We start from the raw sequence: 3,423 nt of genomic DNA, 5'->3' as shown, positions 1-3,423 counted from the left end.
GGCTAGAATCTAAAATGGAGTAATTTAAGATTGTAAGTTTGTGATTGTTTAGAAATATTTGGAGGGTTTGATTTGTGGGATAGATTTTGGTTGTGTTGTTTGTTTGGGTAGAATTGTTTGTGTTGGTAGAATTGTTTGAATCATTTGAATGGTTTGAATCTACATTGGATTTATAAGATTTGTTTGAATCACTTGAATCTAAATCCGCTTCGTCATATTCTAAATAATAAATTGGCTTTGATTCGTCTAAATCGTTGGCTGAATCTGTGTTGGCTAAATTTGAATCATTTGCACTTAAATTTGAATCTAAAGCATTTGAATCACTTGCATTGCGATTTGCATTTGAAACATTAAAGTTTGGATTTTGTGAATCTTTTGAATCCAAACTCCCAAAGAAGCATTCATTATGCGGCAAGCTAGATTCACTGCCACATTGTAGCAAAATTGAGTAGAAAAATATTTGCGTATTTGCAGAATGTAATAAATCTAAATTGATTCCATAATCACTATATTTTTTTGCTAACTCATAAATATCAATTATCGTCCTATCTTTTGTAAAAATATCGATTTTGGTTTGATTATTTTTATTGTAAATGTGAATTAGATTACTCATTGAAATTTTAGAATTTAGCGAATCCAAAAATATAATTGTGCTTGTTTTATCATTAGTTTGTAAGATTAAGTCATTTATAGAATCAGATTTTCTATCAAATCTGTTCAATTTAGATTCTCTCGCCTTTTTTTCTTGCCCTCTTTGAATCTCTTTTAATCTTTCTTCTCTTTGATTAAAATCCAAATCTTGTAATTCTTTTTCTAAAGAATCTAATTCTTGCTTTTGTTCCTCTTTTATTTGCATTATGGATTTATAAAGGACTTTGCGTGAAGTTAAATACGAATCGCTTAACGATTCTTTGTTTGCAATAAATGAGAGGTAGAAAGATGAGTGGTAGCCAAAGTGCGAAATGACATTGTCATCATTTAGGCTTGGGGTATGAGAAGAATCTACCAAAATAAAACTCTGGCATTCATAAAGGGCTTTAAGATACGCAATGTGAGAATTCTTATTGAGATTATCTATATCTTGTGCGGTCAATGTTGTTAATCTATCAGCAAACGAACCAATCTCTCTCATTATAGTTATCCTATTTAAAATAGCTTTATTTTACAATAAAATTTTAATAAACTAAATAAAATACCATCAATCATTTGCTCTATCCTAATCGTGCTATATATAGTTTTAAAAGGAAGGTCTTTCATACTAGCCCTCTTAAAAGCCCCAAAAGATTCTTTGTTATGGGAATTGTATCAACAACAGAATACAATAGTAACGCACTTGGTGCTAATATGCCAAATATTATCGTTTTGTCTCTATGTAAAATTTGTGGAGTTTGATTTATTTTGTGGAGTTTATTGATGAGTTTTGTTAGATAAAACGCAATAGGAATCCCTATGACATATACAGGCATAAAGATTCCAAAAGCTTTGTTATATTCTGCATATTCTGATTGTATAGGATAGTAAATAGCATTATCTTCATCAAAAAAATTATAATCAAAAGGCACATATAATGCAATATAACATTCAAATAAGATAAATACAAGTGCGTATCCCAAAAAGTAATATTTCAAAAAACCCTCTGCATAAATAGCATTTTTATCAATAAAACGATTATAGAGATAAAAAATAGGTATATACAATAATAAAAACCCCCATATCATTCCTATGAAACCTAGTATTCCTAAAAAAAATCCCCATAAAATACTATCAATCATTACCATATCCTATCGTGCTATATAGAGTTTTAAAAGGAAAGTCTTTAAAATCTAATGTTTTAATAATATCTTTGCTATACAATCTAAAGTCTAGTCCATAAGGCGTGAATTTTTGATAATCTTGATAATCTTGGTTGTAGAGATAATATGGATTGGTTTGAGAGGATTGCAAAATATCAGAAATTTCTACTTTAAATAAAGAACCTATATCTATTTTGAGATTTAATGTTGAGATTATATAACTAAACATCTCAGGCTTATATGTTGCCATTTGCTTAATAGAGCCCAAAATACTAAAAGCCTTTTGATTAAAATCCCAAGCTCCCACAGGCTGCCCTAATTTAATTATTTCTCCTTCATCATTAAAATCGTGATATTGGTCTAAAAAATCAAAACTATCATACACATAAGCTACCATTTCATCAATGCGATACTCTATAGCACTTGTATTACTTTTAATTTGTTTTCTAATACTTATCTTTGTAGGAGCATAATTAAGGCTAAATTTTCCACTACAAGCATAAAGTGATAAATCTTGCATCGTGTCATTCCAAGATTGCTGATTAATTTCTTTGCTCACATTATAAGCTTCATAGGCTAATATTGTTTGCCCTACCATAGGAATGGCTTTGCCAGCTTGCCTAATGAGTAATGCTGCTGAAATATCTGCGCTGAATTGCCCTGTCATATTTAATAACAAATTCGTAAAGGCTTGTCTCATAAATTCCTCATCGCTGAAACTTTGGTTTTGGCAATTTAAAGTATCTATTTCATAGGGTTTGCAATGCGATACTAATTTATAGCCTTGCGGAGTTGCTTCGTTTTCTCTTAAGATAATATAAGAATCTTTATTTAAATCGCTTCGATTTTCTCGTATATCTATTGCAAAGTTAAATATGTATGAGCCTTGAGGAAGTTCTTTGAGTATAGCAATAATATATTTATTTTCAATAAGCATTGCCTCCATTTGACTGGTAAATTTTGTATTATATATCTTTTGGTTGTTTAAATAATTTTTGCTTAGTCTTTTTACTATAGGAAAATTCATATAAAATTTATCCCAATCAAGTGTCGCGTAAAATCTTATAGGGCGTTTATGTTCCCGAATGGGATTTGGTTTATTGTTTTTATGATGTGAGTATTTTTCTGCTTTTTGTCTTTTTGTTTTATCCTCTAAAGTTTCTATATCTCTCGGATATGGAGTGTAACATAATCCTAATGGCTCTATTCCTTTAGTTTTTAAAAAATTTTGTATTTCTTGAATTTGTTGCTTTTGTGAACCAATATTTGTTTGTTTTATGGTTTGTGATAAATTTGTGATTTTATCAATCTTCGGGCTATTTTGCCATAAGAATTGCAAATTATAACTTACAGCAAATCCAAATGCTGCAATTTCATTCTTTACTTTTTCTTTATAATATTTAAATTCATTATAACAACATTCCAATTCCGTTGATAAAATTGTTTCATCAAATGGACTTGCCTGTTGTGCCTGTTTTTCTTTTTTTTGACTATTATTGCTTTCAGGCATTTTTTATTTCCTCGTTTGCGTCATCTTTTTCTGTAATTTGCCCACTAGGACATATCACTATGCTAAAACACAGTGCTTTATCTTGTTCATAATCATCGTATGCCCAATCATTTGGATTTT

3 protein-coding genes are annotated in these 3,423 nt (G+C 29.6%); all 3 read right to left on the bottom strand.

The annotated features are described in order from the left end of the window. The coding region (locus tag ACWIX0_RS13090) for a hypothetical protein (protein WP_454174427.1) at nucleotides 1-1,132 on the bottom strand (1,132 nt) is incomplete at its 3' end. A gap of 121 nt (nucleotides 1,133-1,253) precedes the next feature. Further along, nucleotides 1,254-1,772 carry a hypothetical protein gene (locus ACWIX0_RS13085; RefSeq protein WP_454174426.1) on the bottom strand — a complete coding sequence of 173 codons (519 nt, stop codon included), beginning with the start codon at nucleotides 1,770-1,772 and terminating at the stop codon, nucleotides 1,254-1,256. After that, nucleotides 1,765-3,303 (bottom strand): DUF6402 family protein, encoded by a 1,539-nt coding sequence (locus ACWIX0_RS13080; protein WP_454174425.1) that lies wholly within the window; start codon nucleotides 3,301-3,303, stop codon nucleotides 1,765-1,767. Before ACWIX0_RS13080 ends, ACWIX0_RS13085 begins: the two co-directional genes overlap by 8 nt. Nucleotides 3,304-3,423 lie beyond the last annotated feature (120 nt).

The sequence above is a fragment of the Helicobacter sp. T3_23-1059 genome (genome assembly GCF_053654515.1).
Note: the sequence above shows the minus strand (reverse complement) of the source record. Positions and strands in the feature narration are given on the sequence as shown.

What these genes read in the sequence shown, in the direction of transcription:
- ACWIX0_RS13085 (WP_454174426.1), bottom strand. Translation starts at nt 1,772, where the DNA reads ATGATTGATAGTATTTTATGGGGATTTTTTTTAGGAATACTAGGTTTC.
- ACWIX0_RS13080 (WP_454174425.1), bottom strand. Translation starts at nt 3,303, where the DNA reads ATGCCTGAAAGCAATAATAGTCAAAAAAAAGAAAAACAGGCACAACAG.